The sequence below is a fragment of the Dokdonella sp. genome, assembly GCF_035511235.1.
Classification (GTDB): domain Bacteria; phylum Pseudomonadota; class Gammaproteobacteria; order Xanthomonadales; family Rhodanobacteraceae; genus Dokdonella.
Window position 1 is genome coordinate 1 of record NZ_DATKFQ010000008.1, and the last position, 16,636, is coordinate 16,636.

The 16,636-nt window shown below is 64.6% G+C and carries 16 protein-coding genes and 1 pseudogene; 9 read left to right on the forward strand and 8 right to left on the reverse strand.

All coding sequences use genetic code 11. From position 1 onward, the window contains the following. Nucleotides 1-394, forward strand: a 394-nt coding sequence (locus tag VMR06_RS03715) for an RHS repeat-associated core domain-containing protein (RefSeq protein WP_325373132.1), incomplete at its 5' end; no start/stop codon positions are given. A 439-nt stretch (nucleotides 395-833) separates the two neighbouring features. Next, a complete protein-coding gene (locus tag VMR06_RS03720; RefSeq protein WP_325373134.1) occupies nucleotides 834-1,199 on the forward strand; it encodes a hypothetical protein in 366 nt (121 codons plus the stop codon). Nucleotides 1,200-1,237: 38 nt separating this feature from the next. Here the strand turns inward: VMR06_RS03720 and VMR06_RS03725 are convergent. Together VMR06_RS03725 and VMR06_RS03730 are read right to left on the reverse strand one after the other, a co-directional pair. Continuing rightward, nucleotides 1,238-2,376: pseudogene (locus tag VMR06_RS03725) on the reverse strand (IS3 family transposase). Between the two features lie 39 nt (nucleotides 2,377-2,415). Then, nucleotides 2,416-2,754: a helix-turn-helix domain-containing protein gene (locus VMR06_RS03730; RefSeq protein WP_325373136.1), complete on the reverse strand. Its 339-nt coding sequence runs from the start codon at nucleotides 2,752-2,754 to the stop codon at nucleotides 2,416-2,418. A gap of 189 nt (nucleotides 2,755-2,943) precedes the next feature. On the opposite strand from VMR06_RS03730, the gene VMR06_RS03735 reads away from it, so the two are divergent. The 6 genes from VMR06_RS03735 (at nucleotide 2,944) to VMR06_RS03760 (ending at nucleotide 6,295) form a co-directional block, all read left to right on the forward strand. Further along, the gene (locus tag VMR06_RS03735) at nucleotides 2,944-3,471 is read left to right on the forward strand and encodes a hypothetical protein (RefSeq protein WP_325373138.1); all 528 of its coding nucleotides are present in this window, start codon (nucleotides 2,944-2,946) and stop codon (nucleotides 3,469-3,471) included. A gap of 193 nt (nucleotides 3,472-3,664) precedes the next feature. Further along, nucleotides 3,665-3,985, forward strand: coding sequence for a hypothetical protein (locus VMR06_RS03740; protein WP_325373140.1), 321 nt, complete (start codon nucleotides 3,665-3,667; stop codon nucleotides 3,983-3,985). A 151-nt stretch (nucleotides 3,986-4,136) separates the two neighbouring features. Beyond that, on the forward strand, nucleotides 4,137-5,177 hold the full coding sequence (locus VMR06_RS03745) for an RHS repeat-associated core domain-containing protein (RefSeq protein ID WP_325373142.1): 1,041 nt from the start codon (nucleotides 4,137-4,139) through the stop codon (nucleotides 5,175-5,177). Nucleotides 5,178-5,179: 2 nt separating this feature from the next. Then, on the forward strand, nucleotides 5,180-5,491 hold the full coding sequence (locus VMR06_RS03750) for a hypothetical protein (protein WP_325373145.1): 312 nt from the start codon (nucleotides 5,180-5,182) through the stop codon (nucleotides 5,489-5,491). Nucleotides 5,492-5,558: 67 nt separating this feature from the next. After that, nucleotides 5,559-5,819 (forward strand): hypothetical protein, encoded by a 261-nt coding sequence (locus tag VMR06_RS03755; protein WP_325373147.1) that lies wholly within the window; start codon nucleotides 5,559-5,561, stop codon nucleotides 5,817-5,819. Between the two features lie 101 nt (nucleotides 5,820-5,920). Further along, entirely contained in the window at nucleotides 5,921-6,295 is a 375-nt protein-coding gene (locus VMR06_RS03760; RefSeq protein ID WP_325373149.1) for a hypothetical protein, read from the forward strand. A gap of 692 nt (nucleotides 6,296-6,987) precedes the next feature. Here VMR06_RS03760 and VMR06_RS03765 read toward each other — a convergent pair. The 5 genes from VMR06_RS03765 to VMR06_RS03785 form a co-directional block, all read right to left on the reverse strand. Beyond that, nucleotides 6,988-7,920: a hypothetical protein gene (locus VMR06_RS03765; protein ID WP_325373151.1), complete on the reverse strand. Its 933-nt coding sequence runs from the start codon at nucleotides 7,918-7,920 to the stop codon at nucleotides 6,988-6,990. A 339-nt stretch (nucleotides 7,921-8,259) separates the two neighbouring features. Further along, nucleotides 8,260-8,979 (reverse strand): hypothetical protein, encoded by a 720-nt coding sequence (locus VMR06_RS03770; protein ID WP_325373153.1) that lies wholly within the window; start codon nucleotides 8,977-8,979, stop codon nucleotides 8,260-8,262. 128 nt (nucleotides 8,980-9,107) lie between these two features. Further along, entirely contained in the window at nucleotides 9,108-9,686 is a 579-nt protein-coding gene (locus tag VMR06_RS03775) for an ECF-type sigma factor (protein WP_325373155.1), read from the reverse strand. A gap of 57 nt (nucleotides 9,687-9,743) precedes the next feature. Next, nucleotides 9,744-12,620: a serine/threonine-protein kinase gene (locus tag VMR06_RS03780; protein WP_325373157.1), complete on the reverse strand. Its 2,877-nt coding sequence runs from the start codon at nucleotides 12,618-12,620 to the stop codon at nucleotides 9,744-9,746. Nucleotides 12,621-12,679: 59 nt separating this feature from the next. After that, complete coding sequence (locus VMR06_RS03785; RefSeq protein ID WP_325373159.1) at nucleotides 12,680-14,143, reverse strand: hypothetical protein; 1,464 nt, start codon at nucleotides 14,141-14,143, stop codon at nucleotides 12,680-12,682. Between the two features lie 264 nt (nucleotides 14,144-14,407). Between VMR06_RS03785 and VMR06_RS03790 the strand changes: the two genes are divergently transcribed. Then, nucleotides 14,408-15,889, forward strand: a complete 1,482-nt coding sequence (locus VMR06_RS03790; RefSeq protein WP_325373161.1) for a hypothetical protein — start codon at nucleotides 14,408-14,410, stop codon at nucleotides 15,887-15,889. A gap of 96 nt (nucleotides 15,890-15,985) precedes the next feature. Here VMR06_RS03790 and VMR06_RS03795 read toward each other — a convergent pair whose 3' ends face one another. Beyond that, nucleotides 15,986-16,579, reverse strand: coding sequence for a cysteine dioxygenase family protein (locus VMR06_RS03795; RefSeq protein WP_325373163.1), 594 nt, complete (start codon nucleotides 16,577-16,579; stop codon nucleotides 15,986-15,988). Between the last annotated feature and the right edge of the window lie 57 nt (nucleotides 16,580-16,636).

Below are 16,636 nucleotides of genomic sequence, written 5' to 3' on the forward strand. Positions count from 1 at the left end.
GACGCGCAAGACCGACGCCTCGGGCGTGCGGGTGCAGGACCGGGTCTACGAGCCGTTCGGCGAATCGCTGGAAGTGACGACGCGCGCACCGCAGTGGCCGCAGGGCATGGCGTATACCGGTCATGTGCTGGACAACCTGACCCGCATCACCTACGCCCAGGCGCGCTACTACGATCAGCTGATGGGCCGGTTCATGAGTGTCGATCCGGTCGCGCCGGATGCGGGCAGCTTCAATCGATACTGGTATGCCAACAATAATCCGTATAGCAATATCGATCCGGATGGGCGGCAGGCGGAAGCGGCGGCTACGGAAAAGCATGGTTCGTGCAAGGCTGGTGATACCGGGTGCAACTTGGCTAGAGGCGACGGGGTGGGTCGAGTGATGGAAGGTTAAGTTATTTTCATTCAACTGATCCGGGAAGTGTAGGAGCAAGCAAGTATCAATCGCCCGTGCAAGGGGCCTTCGTAATAACGGGGCATGGCAGTTCGCGGCGTGTCGATGATCGCCGCGAATCTCCAAATGGAAAGAAGGTTAAGTACGCTGACGAGATAGCCGAGGATGTGAGGAAAAGCGGTTGGCAAAATGGTCAGCCGATAGATCTAGTTGTTTGTCATGGCGGAACTGATCCAGGGTATGGCATGCTGCCACTTGCTCAAGAGTTGGCAAATGAGCTGCGGACTTCGGTACGAGCGACAAATAAGTACGTCTTTTGGTGGAATGATGGGACGGCCGCTTCATATGACAGAATTCAGGGTGAAGGGGGGCCGAGAGGGTGGCTTCCAGTATATGAATCGCCAGGCGAGTGGAAAATATTCAAGCCTAGAGAGTAATTATGAAAATAATTTCTATTATTTTATTTTTAACCAGTGGATGGTGTTGCGCAAGTTCTTATCCAGATCCACGATCATATGTTGAAGATGAGTATATAGATGAAACTAAGCGAAGCGCTATCGCTGGAGATTATAGAGCATCATATTGGTTGAGCATGTATTACATTGACGGAGTTTCTGACGCTTTTGAGGGGGGATTCTGGCTGAGGCTTTCCGCCGAGCAAAATTATTGCGTTGGCATAGATGACTATTCAAGATTTATAAAGGCGCAAAGAAAAAAGGAAAGTGAATATTGGGTTGGCCGCCTAAGCACGTGTGTAGGTGAAAAGACCTGGGGCGGAGAGGTGGGTTCTAAATTGGATTATTGATAATATGTCTAAATGGCATGGCAGCGTAATCTCCCCCGTCAAGCAGATACTTCAAAAGTAGAACTTCTGGCGTATCGGTTGCGGAACCCGGCGCGTTAGTCCACCGAGTGAATCGTGGTGTCGTTCTTCATGTAATCGATCATCCACCCGTGCGTTGCTTCGCGGACGTCGTCGGACTGAGCGAAGAGGTGCTGGTCGAGCACTTCTTCGCGGAATGTGCGATTGAAGCGTTCGACGAACGCGTTCTGGTTCGGCTCGCCCGGCTCGATGTGCCGGATCGCGATGCCGTTGGCTTGGAGCCAGCTCGTGAACACTTCGCCAAGGAATTCCGGGCCGTTGTGCCCCGAGGGCAGCTTTGCGCTCGGAGCGGACAAGGGGCGGCAAGCCGGGATCGCGTTTGAGCTGCTCGAACGCGCGTACCAGGCGATGCGAATTGATCGACGTGTCGACCTCGATGTGCAGCACCTCGCGGTTGAAGTCGTCGACCACGTTGAACGTGCGGAAGCGCCAGCCGCAGGCCATAGCGTCGCTCGTGAAGTCCACCGACCAGACGGTGTCGGGGAGCCGCGGGACGTACAGCGCGACACGATCGCGCTTGGGTAGGCGGCGCTTCGCAGCGCGGCGCAGGTTGAGCCGCATGGCTTTGTACACGCGATAGATTCTTTTCGGGTTCCAGTCGGGACGCATTCTGCGCAGCACATCGCTGCATTTCCCGAATCCTCGGCTGGGTCGATCTTCGACGACACGTGCGATGGCCGCGATCAGCTCGGCATCGCGCATCGTCCAGTCGAGCGGTGGTGCGTACCACGCTGCGCACGCAAGCCCGACGCATGCACAGGACCGACGCAGCGGTCGTGCGTGCACCTCGATCAGGTACCGCACGGCCTCACGCTTGCGTGCCGGGCCCTAGAGCTCTTTTTATGCGAACATATCCTTCATGGCCGCGTTGTCGAGCGCGAGCTCGGGCGTACATCCGCTTGAGCTTGGAATTCTTGGCCTCGAGCTCTCTGATCCGCCGCAACTCGGAGGCCTCAAGGCCCCCGTACTTGCTTTTCCACTGGTAGTACGTCGCCGTACTGATGCCGATCTGGCAGCAGATGTCCTTGACGGGCACGCCAGCATCGGCCTGCTTCAGCGTCGCGACGATCTGTGTCTCGCTGAACCTGGATGTGCGCATGGAACCTCCTGGCTTGGAACCGATGCCAGAAAGATCTACTTATGCGGTGTCTGTCAGGTGGGGGAGCTTACGAGGGGACCAGCGGTCGAAGATCAGACGATCCCGCACATGCCCGTGCAGCCAGCCGCCCTCAGCCAGCTTGCACGGACGCGCGCTGCGTGCTCGAAGCATGCGATAGACCATGCCCGCCGTCTTCTCGTCGTAGCGAACTTGCATGTCCGTCGCGACTTGCCCTTTGTTGCACGCAAGCTCGCGCGAAACCGTCGAGATGTTGCGGCCCAGGAGACGGGCGATCGAACGCAGCGTCGATCCGTTGCTCCGCGCGATCTGGATCACCGCGCGCTCCTCTGCGCTCAGATGCTGATACGGTCTTGCCATTGCGACACCCTGCCCTGTCCAGGGTGTTGCGCTTAGAACTTGAGTATAAGGACGGGGGAGTACACCGCGACTAGAACGCCTGAGCAGCTTAAAAGAGAGGGGCAATTCATAGCCGCTGCAGCCACCGTTGGTGGAGGGGCTGTTGCGATTGACGTGGCTGCTCCATACGCAATATTCGCGTCTGGTGCGATGGCATCCGGTGTCAAAAATGCTTGGAAGAATATTTCCTTTGATGGGCCATCACCGGGCGCAGCGCACGCTAATGGGCGTTTGTTAGGGGTTCGTTGGAAAGGAGGTCAGTGGGGGGCGCGTCTCGATCTGCATCCAATAAATAGCGGAAATATACCAATTCTTCACATTAATATCGGACCTCTGGGGCGTGGAGAGGCGAATCATATCGTTCTATTTGATCCCCCGCTGGTTTGGAAGGAAAGACTAATGTCGAATGAAAAGGTTGTTTTGAAGCTGCGAGAAGCGCTTTTAGATCTTATGGAAAGAGAGCCTGGCAAAAAAGAGGATTTGCCCGAATGGTATGAGATGGCAGGAAATGTCAAGAACTTAATAAGTATAGAATGTGGAGACCTCAATGTCCCGCATTTCCTATGGCACTATTTAGATGACGCGGATATCAGATTAAAAGATGCTCGGTACGCTGGAATGCAAAATGCTCAGATCAAGGAGTTCATTGAAAATCTGAAGGTCACGTCAAAAATGTAAATTTGGCTCCATACGCACTTCAAGGTTCACCGAAAAGCAGATCGTCTCGATCCTCAAGCAGGCGATGCGGCGTTCGGCTCAAGGATATCTGTCGGCAGGCCAGAACTAGTGTGGTCGCACCAAAGAACTTAACGCGATTCGAAGTGCAATTGATAAGCTTCTGCTCTGCCACGATAGGATTTCAAATTAAACCATGTTAGTTGATAAGCATTATGGCGATTTAGTCGTAAGAATGGCTGCCATTCTAGATCACCAGTATGGTGATGAGATTTCCAAGTATGATCTGGACGGCGAGCCGGGAGCGCATAGAGTTGCTTACTCCATTGTCGAGATATGCGAGTCCGCGGAGAAAATGGCGAACATCTTGAATCTCTTACGTAAGACAAATGGCGGTCAGTCAGATGTGCCATCTTGCGATTTTATTCAGGTTCTTAGAGACGAGATAGATCACCTCGTATATCACATAAAAGATTCCGGAGTTTTCTCAGACATTATAAGCTTGGATCAAGATTGAATAATGGTGTCTCACTATCTCGTATGAGAGTCATGTAAAGCCCGGTCTTGTACCGGGCTTTCGCATAAGTAATCCATTCGCGTGATGCATGATGCACACTGCAGTCAGCGTATCTGCGCCACCGTGCAAGGGCAATTGGCGTCGAGTGCGGATGACGGAAGGCACGACCCGTCGGCTGCAGATGTACAACCAGGCCGGCCAGCTGGTGTACGAGACGACGAACGTGGGCGGGGTGCCGGGCGATACGACCGAGTTCATATACCTGGGGCGCCACCTGATCGCCGAGCGTAAGAACGGCTCGACGCTGACCTACGTGCACACCGACGCGCTGGGCAGCGTGACGCGCAAGACCGACGCCTTGGGCGTGCGGGTGCAGGACCGGGTCTACGAGCCGTTTGGCGAATCGCTGGAAGTGACGACGCGCGCACCGCAGTGGCCGCAGGGCATGGCGTACACGGGCCATGTGCTGGACAACCTGACCCGCATCACCTACGCCCAGGCGCGCTACTACGATCAGTTGATGGGTCGGTTCATGAGCGTCGATCCGGTTGCACCGGACGCGGGCAGCTTCAATCGATACTGGTATGCCAACAATAATCCGTTCAGCAATGTCGATCGTGATGGACGCCAAGCGGAGGAGAATGCAAAAAAGCCTGAGGCATGCAGGGTCGGTGACACGGGGTGTAATATCGCGAGGGGCGATAGGGGTGGTTCCTCTGCAGGAAATTATAGGCCGGGTGCAGCCGCGGCCCAAGGAAAGGTGGATGGTTTACGGGATAGACTCGGTGCGGTTGCGCGCGTCACAGATCCTGAGGGCTCAATAACTCGAGTCTCATACAGCGCGCAAGACATTATTGATATCTATGAACACTTGGAGAAATTAGCTAGTGCTCAGTTTGTTGGCTTTTGGGCGGGTGATGATTTCGGTCCGAATAGAGAGATGCCGCTTAGGGTAATACTGGGAAATTCAGATGACTACACAATGAATTTCTTTAGGCGCGAGGTGCTTGAAATATCTATACTCCAGAGCAGGATATCGGGAAATCCGAGTGCGGCAGAGTACTTAAAAGTTCAGGATAGTGCTCATTATGAGACACTCAAAGCGCAGGGCATGTATTTCAAGGGATATGATCGTTTGCTTTATACGCCTGAGATGATTAAGGCTTATCCTGGCTTTGGATGGTCTGATTAATTATGAATATCGCTAACGCCATTTTCGAAATGGAAAGACGAGAGGGTCGCGTAATAGTTTACTCTATTGCGTCACGGGAGTTTTCAGATAATTTCGAGCCAGAAATTATCGGTGTTGTAGAAATAGATTTGGATTCAAAATCGGCTTCTTTTTCTCCAAAAGGGCCGTGGGAGAAATACGGAGGAAAAATATCAGCAGAGGTTGAGAGGTTGATATTGGGGCCTGCTCATATCCCTGTGGCCGATGAGTTCTTAAAGTTATCCGCCTGGATAGTGCGTATAGTGGCGCGAGTTCGGCACGACCTTGCGAACTGATGGCGGCTAGGTTTTTAGCAATCAGAGTATTCTGTCCGGCAGTCAGATTTGAGCCAGGATTGATTACATGAAAAATGTAAGAAGATACTGGTTCGAATTTTCAGATAGTAAAGTTTACTCTCCGTTAAATTTCAGATGCGGGATAACGGCCTTCGACAAGGATGACGCGGTAAGTATATTAGAAACTAAAGTATTAAGCGTAGCAGGAAAATTAACTATTGCTCGTTGTATTGAAGATGTAGACGTGGCCGCGTTAGATAAGAAGCATGTTTTAATCAATTTAGGTAACCCAGTTTTGAGGGGTTTTTGGTTTCCTTTTGGCTACTGATTTAATCCGGTTCGACACGCAGAGGAGATATCGCCCTTTAGCACGGTTCTTACAGAGCCCGGCCTAACGCCGGGCTTTCGTTTGGTAAGCCGCTCTCTGAGATGCCAGAGCGCGCTCCGCACGGTGTCATCTACGCGGTTTCCGAGTACGACGGCAACGGCCGCAGGGTACGGATGACGGAAGGGGCGACCCGTCGGCTGCAGATGTACAACCAGGCCGGTCAGCTGGTGTACGAGACGACGAGCGTGGGTGGGGTGCCGGGCGATACGACCGAGTTCCTGTATCTGGGGCGCCACCTGATCGCCGAGCGCAAGAACGGATCGGCGCTGACGTACGTGCACACCGACGCGCTGGGCAGCGTGACACGCAAGACCGACGCCTTGGGCGTGCGGGTGCAGGACCGGGTCTACGAGCCGTTTGGCGAATCGCTGGAAGTGACGACGCGCGCACCGCAGTGGCCGCAGGGCATGGCGTAGTGCTCACGTGCTGGAAAGCCTGACTCGGGTCACCTACGCGCAGGCGCGCTACTACGACCAGCTGATGGGACGGCTCATGAGCATGGATCCGGTCGTACCGGATGCGGGTCAGTCGGTCCATCCAGAGTCCAGATCTCTGGCTTAATGAATAGTCGGGCGCAGCAGGAAATCTGTTGGGCCTACTCAAGTACAATGACATGAGCGATCTAAAAAGATTCTGGTTTGAGTTCTCCGATAAAGTTCTCTATCCCCGCTGGCTCTTGGCTGCGGCATTACCGCTCATGGAGAGGCAGATGCCGGATATTTACTGGAATCTAGAGTTTTCAGTAAATCTGGTAGGCTCACCGTCGTCAGTTGTATAGAAAATATCGACATATCGAAACTAGACGGGAATCACGTTCTGCCCAACATGGGTAACCCGGCAATGAGGGGGGTTTGGTTCCCGAAAGAGCACTGAAGAACAGAAGGCATCCCCTGATCCTTTTGAGCGCGCCAGATCCCTTTGCAGGACGGAGGGCAGCACGTTACGGCTCCGACGTGCGGGCATGCGCCTGCCCGTCGACGGGAGCTGATTGTCGAATGGTCACTGCGTGCCTGACGGTGAGATCGTCAAGCGGGTACTTGATCGCCGTTTCGCGTGAGCAGGCCGCTTCGGACGCATCCGGCCATCCAAACCACATGCGAGCTGTTCGTCACTCAAACCCATCCGCGAACAGCGTGTCGTCGCCGTCGAGGAGCAGCGCGGCCGGCCCGGTCACGGTCGTGACGTAGCTCTGGCCGGGCGAGCTCGCGCTCCATTGCGAGGCGACCAGGTGGTAGCTGCGGCCGGCGAACAGCAGTGCGCTGATGCGCGCGGTGCCGCGCGGCGGGCCGTTCGGCGAGGAGCCGTTGCCGGCCTCGTAGTCGAGCAGGTTCGCCAGCGGCTGGCTCGGGTCGAACGCGTCTTGGTACAGCGCGAGGAAGTGGTCGCCCTGGGTCACGACGCTCTCGAAGTAGTAGCCGCCGGACACCGGCACCTCGAACGCGGTGGCCTGATAGGCGACCGGGCCGAGACCGGAGATGCCGCCGATGTAGTACGGACGGCTCCAGGTCGGCCCGCTCGCGACCGAGCCGGGATAGGTGCCGACGACGTCGTCGACGCGCGTCGTCAGGTGATAGGTCACGTCGCGCAGGCCGGCCACCCAGGGCGGGCCGACCGACGTGAAGCGCCACTGGAAATCGCCGCTGCCGGCGACGTCGGCGAAACCGGTGACGAAATCCTGCAGCGGATAGTCGGCATAGGTGCGGTCGCCGCCGAAGCGCGGCCAGCTCAGCGTCGAGCTGCCGTCCGGCGCGGTGATCGTCGCGGCAAGGTCCAGCGACCAGGGCGCCAGGCCGTTCTCCTCGTCGGCGACGACGGCGGTCCAGCGCGCGGTGAAGCCGGCGCCGCTGATCGGCACGGTCGCGTCGAACGCGACGGTCTGCACGACCGGCGTGGCGCCGACGTCGAAATCGACGCCAGGCACGCTCGCGACGAGCCGCTCGGCGGCGAACGCAGGGCCGGCGGCGAACGCGGTCAGCGCAACGGCCAGCCGCAACGGTATGGACGCGCCGCGCAGGCGCCGAGGTGAGGTGAGCGCGATCATGCCCGGCATGCTACCGGCGGCACCGCGCCATGTCATGCCGCGGAGAAGGCGTAGCCGCAGCGCGTGGGTGTCGCTCGGCGACGCTTGCGTCCGCCGCTCGACGATTGCTGCGCCGGTGCAGGTAGCGGCCGGTTGCCGCCCGTCACGCGCCGTTCGGACGGCAGGTTGACGCGAAACCGTCGCCGGTGCGTTCCAGCGATCGACCGCCGCATCGTCGATCGTGCAGGCGCTGTGCTGCACGTCGATACGTGTGAAGAGCTGCATCCCGGAAGCAGGTGCACGAGCGTCACTAACACCGCTCGATGGCCGAACCGGCAACAGTCATCGCTCGGTCTGTTACTAGTACCACCCAGTCGTGACTTCGTCGAACCACAGCCGCCAGGTCGGCGCGCGCACGCTCTCGAACACCTGCAGGATCGCGAAGCCGCCGAGCGTCTCGTCGATATGCGCGCCGGAATCCTGCATCGCGTGATCGGCGTAGACCGTCGATCCGTCCGGGTCGGTGATCCGGTAGGCGACGCCGCGCGCATTGCTGGCCAGGATCCGCATGCGGTACCAGCGCCGATCCTGCAGCGGCTGCGAGCAGGTGTCCGGAAACAGCGCGTTGCCGCTGCGCCAGAAGCTCTCGACCTGGGCCGTGGGCGCCAGCCGGCAGCCGTCGGCGCGTGCGCTGACGTTGCCGATGACGATGCCGCGGCCGGACAGCTCGCCTTCGCGGACCGGCGTGACCGGATCGTCGTGCGCCCAACGGCCCTTCAGCACGATCGCGATGTGCGCGGCGGGATTCTGTGCGAAGTAGCCGTCGGAGTAGAACAGGAAGCTCAGCGCCTGGCCGTGCGCGCCGGGCGGCTGCGGCGCGTCGGCGACGCCGAACGCGAGCGCGGCGGTGCCGTACGGATTGCCGGGCACGGTCCAGCCGATCGTCGGCAGCAGCCACGGCAGCGGCGTGCGCTCGACCTCGGGGCGGCCGGCCGCGTCGTAGCCGAGTGCGAGCCGGCCCCAGGCGGTCTCGCCGCTGCGCGGTTTCGCGGCGGCCGGCGCGACGGCGCCGAGCAGCACGGCGATCGATGCCAGCGCTGCGAGCGTGCCAATGAGGCGCGCCGGCCGCACCGGTCCGTGCGTCGATACCGGTGCGGTGGCCGGAGACCCGGCACGCCACGCATGCTTGCATCTGCGTACGCGGCTGCTCATGCCAGGGCGGCGGCATCGTCGCTGCCGGTCTTCATCTCGGCGGCAAGCAGGCCGCGCGCGGCCTGCCAGTCGCGCTTGATCGTGCGCTCGTTGAGATTCTCGAGCGTGGCGATCTCCGGAAACGTGAGACCGGCGAAGAAGTGCAGGTGAACCACGCGCGCGGCGCGGGCGTCGACCGCTTCGAGCGTGGTCAGTGCGCGATCGAGCGCGAGCACCTCCAGCGCTTCGTCGACGGCGCCGGGCAGTCGCTCGTCGAGTGTCACGAACAGCGCCTGGCCGCCGCGCTTCTCGGCGCCGACGCGGCGCGCGTCGTCGACCAGCACCTGGCGCATCGCGCGGGCGGCCAGCGCCATGAAATGGCCGCGGCTGCCGGCCTCGAGCCGCTCGGCGTGGATCAGCTTCAGATAGGTCTCGTGGACCAGGACCGTGGTCGAGACCAGCGATCCGGCGCGCCCGCGCAGCTGGCGCCGCGCGCACTGGCGCAGCTCCTCGTAGAGCCGTGCGAACAGCTGTCCGGATGCCTCGGCGTCGCCGCGGCCGGCGGCGATCAGCAGTTGGGTGCAGCCTTCGTCCATCGGACCATTTCGCCAGCGTCGCCTGCGGCCGAGCATGGCCGCAGCGGCGTCGCGCCGTCAATCGCGCGCCAGGTCGCGCAGCAGCTCCGGATCGGGTGCGGCAACGCCGGCCAGCGCCTCGCGGCCGCGGCGGCGGAACGCGCTGGCCTCCTGCGCATGGCCTTGGGTCCGCGCGATCCGGCCGAGCACCGCATAAGCGGCCGCGCGCCGGTTCGGATCGGCCCCGGCGAGCCCGGCCAGCACCTGTTCGGCCAGCGGCCGGGCCTCGTCGGCACGGCCGAGCGCGGCCAGCGCATCGGCTTGGATGCCCCGGATCTGCAGCGCGCGCGGTTCGGCCTCGGCGCCGATCCGGACGAACTGCGCCTGCGCGGCCCTGGCGGCCTCCAGCGCCTCGGCCGGCCGGCCGGCGCGCAGCAGCACCTCGGCCAGGGTCTGGCGCACCGCGCCGATCTCGCGGCCCGGCTTCAGCACCGCCTCGGCGATCTCGACCGCGCGGCGCGCCTGGCGCTCGGCCTCGGCGAAGTCGCCGCGGCGCAGCGCCAGCTGGGCCAGCGTATGGGTGTTGTTGACGATCGCCGGGTGGCGCTCGCCGAACGTCGCCAGCTGCACCGCCAGCGCATCGGTCAGCAGGCTCTGCGCCTCCTCGTAGCGGCCCTGCCGCATCAGCACCGAGCCGAGATTGGTCGCGGTCGCCGCGGCCGCGGAGGTTTCGCCCTGGCCGATGCGGTGCTGGATCGCCAGCGATTCGCGCATGCGTGCTTCGGCCGCCGCGAAGTCGAACCGGCTCGCGGCCAGGATCGCCAGCGAATTGAGCGTATTGGCGACGTCGCCGTGATCGTCGCCGAGCGTCGCGCGCTGGATCGAAAGCGCCTCCTCGAACGCGGCCTGCGCCTGGTCGAGCCTGCCCTGCTGGCGCAGCGCGGCGCCGAGCACCTGCAGCGATTCGGCGACGGCCGGGTGACGGTCGCCGAGGCGGCGGCGCCGCGCCTCGAGCGTCTTGCGCGCTTCGGCCTCGCCCTCGGCCGGCAGCGAGCGGCTCAGCAGCAGTACGGAGTAATCGTTGCGGATCTGCGCGACGCGCGTGTCGTCCTCGCCGAGCGCGGCGGTCGCCAGCGCGATCGCCTCGCCGAACGCGGCCGCGGCCTCGTCGAAGCGGCCGAGCCGGGTCAGCAGCAGCGCGTGGGCGTGATGGTCGCGCGCGCGGTCGACGCGGCCTTCCGCGCCGCGGCCGGTATCGATCGCCAGCGCGGCGCGCACGTCCTCGATGCCATCGGCGAAGGCGCCCTGCTTCTCGCGCAGCAGCGCGCGTTCGGTCAGCGCACGTGCACGCAGGGCCGGCGCGACGTCGGCGGCCAGGACCGCGTCGAGCAGCGCCGCCGAGGCATCCAGCCGGGCGCGCTCGCGCTCGACGACCGCCAGCTCCAGCGTCGCCGGCCAGTAGGTCGGCAGCCGCTGCGCGGCATCGCCGTCGCGCGCGTCGGCGAGCAGGTCCGCGGCCTGCGGAAACTGGCCGAGCTGGCGGTACAGCGTCGCCAGCGTCAGCAGCATCTCGCCGCGCAGCTGCGGCTGGTCGCCGAGGTCGTTGCGGATGCGCATCGCGCCGCGGTCGAGCAGCTCGCGCGCGGTGACGCGGTCGCCGGCCGCGCTGTCCGGCGCCGAGGCGTCGAACACGCCGGCCAGGAACGACTGCGCGGCGCGCGCCAGCCGTGCCTCGCCTTCGGCTCGATGGGCCTGCCAGACCGCGAGCGCGGTGCCGCCGAGCAGGCCGGCGACGGCCAGCACGCCGAGCGCGACCGCGGCGCGATGGCGGCCGATGAAGCGGCGCGCGCGATAGGCCGCGCTGTCGGCGCGCGCCAGGATCGGCTGCCCGGCCTGCCAGCGCGCCAGATCGTCGGACAGCGCCTCGACGCTGGCGTAGCGCCGGGCCGGCTCCGGGTCGGTCGCGCGCGCGACGATGATGCCCGGATCGCCGCGCAGCGCGCGCGGCGCGATGCCGCGCGGACCGGCGCCGCCGGCCTGCTGGCGCGCCGCGGCGAGCCGCAGCGCCGGCCGCATCGCCGATGCGAACGCATGGTGGCGCGCGCCGGCGAGCAGCTCGAACAGCAGCACGCCGAGCTGGTAGACGTCGGCGGCGGTCGTGACCAGGCCGCCGGCGGCCTGCTCGGGCGCGGCGTACGCGGTCGACAGGAATCGCACGCCGGTCGCCGTCCGGTCCTCGCCGGCGGTGTCCTCGAGCACCTTGGCGATGCCGAAGTCGAGCAGCTTCGGATGGCCGTCGGCGTCGACCAGGACGTTGCCGGGCTTGATGTCGCGATGGACGATCAGCTGGCGATGGGCATGGGCGACCGCGGCACAGATCGCGCGGAACAGCGCGACGTGCTCGGCCAGGCCGGCGCCGGTACGGGCGCTCCAGGCCGCCAGCGGCTCGCCGTTGACGTATTCCATGACCAGATACGGCCGGCCGTCGGCGGCGACGCCGCCGTCGAGCAACCGTGCGATGTGCGGGTGGTCCAGCCGCGACAGGATCTGCCGCTCGCGGCGGAACCGCGCCAGCACCGCATCGCTGTCCATGCCGCGCCGGATCAGCTTCAGCGCGCCCTGCTGGACGTAGCCGTCGCCGTCGCGTTCGGCCAGATGCACGGTGCCCATGCCGCCGCTGCCGAGCGGCCGCACGATGCGCCAGCTGCCGATCACGGTGCCCGGCGGCAGGGTGCCGTCGCCATCGCCGCTGACGTCGGCCAGCCGCGCCGCCACGTCGGCGGCGCAGCGGTCGAGCACGCCGCCGGTCTGTTCGCCGAGCAGAGCCCGCACCTCGGCGGCGAGTGCCGCGTCGTCGTCGGCGACGGCGCCGATCAGCGCCTCGCGCTCGGCCGGATCGGCATCGAGCGCGCTGCGGACCAGGGCGTACAGGCGGCGCTTGCGGTCGAGGTCCATGGCGGTCGCGGCAGTCGGTTCGCCACAGCGTCGCATGGGCGCGAGCGGCCGCACAGGGGTCAGTGGTCGGCGGTCACGCTGCCGAAATGGTCGGCGTAGATGCGGTCGGTCGCGATGTAGCGCGCGGCGGCCATGTCGTAGTCCAGGCCGCTCCACTGCCGGTTGCCGACGACCACGACACGGTCCGATCCGTCGATGAGCAGGTCGCCGCCGCCGGTCGACAGATAGCTGCCGCCCTCGCCCGGCACGTCGAGCGCGGCCAGGGCATGGGCGCTGTTGCCGAGGCGGCTGAACTGGACCGCGGTCGCGATCGGATGGCCGTCGCCGAACAGGTCGGCGCGTGCATTCAGGCCGACCACGAGGTCGCCGCTGCGCGGCCGCTCGGCCAGCGCGAACGGGCGGTTGATGCCGCTGAGGACCAGGCGGCTCAGGGTGCCATTGTTGCCGAAGCGCGTATCGAAGCTGCCGAACGGCTCGAACGCGGCCAGGAACATCTGCTCCTGGGCCGGCGCGGCGCCGTCGTCGACCGCGTAGCCGGCGACGACGAAGCCGCCGTCGGCGCGGCGGATCACGCGCGTGGCGTGGTCGGCGCGACTGCTGCCGAGGTCGAAGAACAGCCGCGAGAAGCCGGCACCGCCGAACTGCGAGCTTTCCTGGCCGCTGATGCCATCGAGGCTGGCGATGAAGCCGTCGCTATCGGACGGCGCATTGACCATGATGTCGCCGATCATGACCAGACGCACCTGGCCGGCTTGCGGCGAGTAGGCCAGCAGATCGGTCACGGCATCGCGGCGGTTGCCGCCGAAATCGAAGTTGCGGCTGTAGCGGCCGGCTTCGGCGAAGCCGCTGTCGAGGGTGCCGGTGGCAGCACTGAGCTTGGTCACGCAGGCCGCGTCGTTGTAGCTCGTGCCCGAACCCGATCCGCAGCTGCCGCCGACGTACAGGTTCGAGAACGCATAGACGATCCGCGCCGGCACGTCGTTGTGATGCTCGCTGCCGCTGCCGAGATCGAACGCGACCGACTTGAATCCGCCCGTGCCGAATCCCTGGCATGGATCGCCGTCGACATCGACGCAGAACACGCCGAAGTCGAGGTCGCCGGCCTGCGGATGGGTATAGCGGCCGGTGAAGTAGAGCGTCTGGAACGGTCCTTGCGTGACGTCCTCGATCAGGTCCATCGGCATCGCGACGGTGCGTCCGCCGCCGTTGTAGCCGGTGTCGAGATTGCCGTTGGGCAGCAGCTTGGCGATCGCCGCGCGCGGCGGCTCGTTGATGCCGGTGCCGTGCACGCCGACGACCCAATAGCCGCCGCCGTCGGCCGGAAACACGCGCTTGGCCACGTCGGCGTCGCTGAAGTCGTCGTTGAAGTCGATCGTCTGCAGGCCGTCGCCGGAGAACGCCGGATCCGGACTGAGGTCGCTCGGCGCGAAGCTGCCGGCCGGTGCCGAGGGCAGATCCTCGGCCGGGCCGGCCGATGCGGCTGCCGTCAGCATCAGGCCGGCGCAGAGCAGGGCGGTCTTCATGGCAATTCCTCGAATGGGTGGGGGTCGAGGACACCAGCACGCAATCGGGTCGGCGGTCGGGACATCGCGGCGTGTCCGATGCGGCGCCGCTTTCTCGTAACCGGGCATGTATCCCGCCCTTGGACGCGGGTCTGCGACGCAGGGCGATCACGGAGTCAGCTCATGAAACCTCGTCCGTTCCTTTCCTGGTTGCCCGGCCTTCGCGATGCGGCCGTCCTGATCGCCTTCGTGACGGCCCCATTCGCCGTTGCCGGTCCCGGTCCCGTGACCCTGCCCGGAGGGGATCCGTTTGCGCTGCCGGACATGCCCGACGGCGTCGAGGCACCGGCCGAACCGGCCGCCTATACGCACCATCCGTACGCACCGGACGCAGGGTTCCACTTCGGCGCCACCGGTCTGCTGATCGGTGGCGGGGCGGTCCTCAACCGCTCGGTCACGCTCGACAACGGTCACGTCGTGACTGCCGGGCGGGTCACGACCGGCGGTACCTACAACGTCGTCCTCAATCGGCAGAGCGCCAGCGGGCAGTTTGCGGTGTGGCCGGCCAGCGGCCAGCCGCACGTGATCCACCAGGACGCCAACGGCAATTCATACACAGAAGTCAACGATCTCAAGCTGTTCGGGGATCGTCTGTACGTCATGGCGACGCGCATCTTTTCCGGCACCGACACCGACGTCGACGTGCTGGTCTTCGATCTGGACGGCCATCTGATCACGCGCTACAACGGCATGGGCACGACCGCGCCCGAACGCGGCGGCGGGCTGGCGTTCTACCAGGTGGTGACGTCCTCGGGCGTCACCAACTACGTGATCGTGGTCGGCGAGCAGACCGTCGGCGGCCGGACCCAGCCGGTGTTCTCGCGTGCGAGCTGGACCTCCCCGACGCTCCTGACCCGCGACGCCTCGGTCGGTCTGCGGCCGATCGACATACCCGATCGCTTCTGCGCCGGCTCGGCACGGCCGTGTTCGATGTCGGTGGCCGGCGTCGTGACTACCGGCAGCGTGTTCCTCGCCACCTCGCCGCAACGGATCTACATCGGAGGGTCGATCCACTGGAACGGCGACGACTGGGATTTCGCCGCGATGCGCGTGACACGCTCGGGCACTCTGGTCAGCGACTTCGGCGACGGCGGCATCCGCCGTTTCGCGGTCGACGCCGACAGCGATCGCACCGACCTGCTGACCGGGATCGCGGCACGCCGTCAGGGCGGCCTGTCCAACCCGTACGACGAGGTGTTCCTCGCCGGCCGCGTCTCGCAGCGCTGCAACGACGGCATCGGCATCGTCAAGCTGGCCGATGCGGGCGGTGCGGTCACGACCTTCGGCGGCAACGGCACCGGTGCGATGGTGATCGGCGGCAGCAATGGCGGCAGCGGCAGCATACCGGTGTGCATCATCGGCTCGGGCGACGATCTGCCCAGCGGCGGCATCGGCATCAGCGGTGAGCACCTGGTGATCGCCGGGCAGCGCCAGTGGCGCACGTTCGACACCAACGAGCTGCGCGGCGACGTGCTGTTCGCGGCGGTGCGCGCCAACGGCGGCGCGCTGGCCGATCTGCGTTCGCACCGGGCGATCTCACCGCATACGAATGTTCGGGAGGACAGCATCGTCTATGGCATGAGCGTCGATTCGGCCGGCCGCGTGGTCGTGGCCGGCAACATGCAGTCCGGCGAGAACAGCCTGCTCTTCCTGGCCGGTCGCTTCATCGCCGACCGGATCTTCGGCGACGACCTGGAGGCGAACTGAGCTGTCCGGACCGGGGATGCGCGCCGTGCGGTTCTCCGGCCGGACGTCCGCGGCACGCCCGCTCCGGGCACCGCCGGGCCCGGACCGCGATCCGGCTCAGGGCTCGGCGGTCAGCCGCAGGCGCTCGCATGCGTAGCTGCCGTCGGCCTGCGGCACGAAGATCGTGCAGGCCTCGGCCGCGCGCTGATAGACGTGGACCGAGACGGCCAGCTCGGTCGTCGAGCGATTCGCGATGAGGTGGTGCTCGGCCGGCGGCACGACGCGGCCGATCGCACCGGGCACGCCGGTCGCTTCGGGCAGCGGACGGAACCAGGCACGTTCGCCGTCGCTGCGGAGCAGCGCGTAGTCGGTGATCGTCAGCCGGCCGCGCCAGACCGCGACCACGCCCCAGAGGCCGTCGTGATCGTGCAGCGGCGTGTCCTGGCCCGGCGCCCAGGTCATCGCGACGATGCAGTAGCCGTGCGCCGCGCTGCGATACAGCTCGCGCCGCGCGTAGTGGTCCGGATGCGGCTCGGCGACGGCGGCCGGCAGCCTCAGGCCGTCCGCAGCCTGCAGCGCGTTCAGCAGCCCGCCGATCGCCGCCACGGTGCGTGCCGCATCGCCGGCGGCGGCGTCGATGGCCGCGTCGATGCCGCTGGTCAGGCGGTCGCGGCCGGGAAAATCGCCGAGCGGCAGGGAAGCGGTGTCCACCGTCGCAGTGTAGGCGCGGCCCGCGGCATCCGCGCTGCGTCGTGGCGTCGCAGCGTG